This is a genomic window from Halomonas sp. ND22Bw (assembly GCF_003011945.1).
Classification (GTDB): Bacteria; Pseudomonadota; Gammaproteobacteria; order Pseudomonadales; family Halomonadaceae; genus Halomonas; species Halomonas halophila.
This window is the reverse complement of the sequence record NZ_PXWD01000426.1, coordinates 1-339: the sequence shown is the minus strand read 5'-3', so window position 1 is coordinate 339 and position 339 is coordinate 1. Positions and strand designations below refer to the sequence as shown.

The 339-nt window shown below is 70.5% G+C and carries 1 protein-coding gene; it reads left to right on the top strand.

Annotation, left to right across the window (positions count from 1 at the left end):
* Positions 1-339, top strand: a 339-nt coding sequence (locus CVH10_RS18750) for a glycerophosphodiester phosphodiesterase family protein (RefSeq protein ID WP_369335878.1), incomplete at both ends; no start/stop codon positions are given.

Sequence of the window (339 nt, the reverse complement as noted above, 5' to 3'; positions counted from 1 at the left end):
GATGCCGCGGGCCTATCTCACGACGGCGCGGACGCTCAAGGACAGCCGCTGGACGGCTGGGCTGAACGCGGGGGACTTCGGCTCGACGCCGCAGTTGGTGAAAGCGGCGGCCGGCGCCACGTCAGGGCCGGTCGTCTGGTCGCCCGCCGGCAACACCGTGACCGCCGCGGCGGTGAAGGAAGCGCACGCCCTGAGCTTCCAGGTGATCCCCTGGACCATCAACACGCGCACCGACATGGCGAGCCTGATCGACTTGGGGGTCGACGGGCTGATCAGCGACTTCCCGGACCTGCTGCGCACGGAAGTGCGCCAGCGCGGCCTGCCGATGCTCTTGCCGAC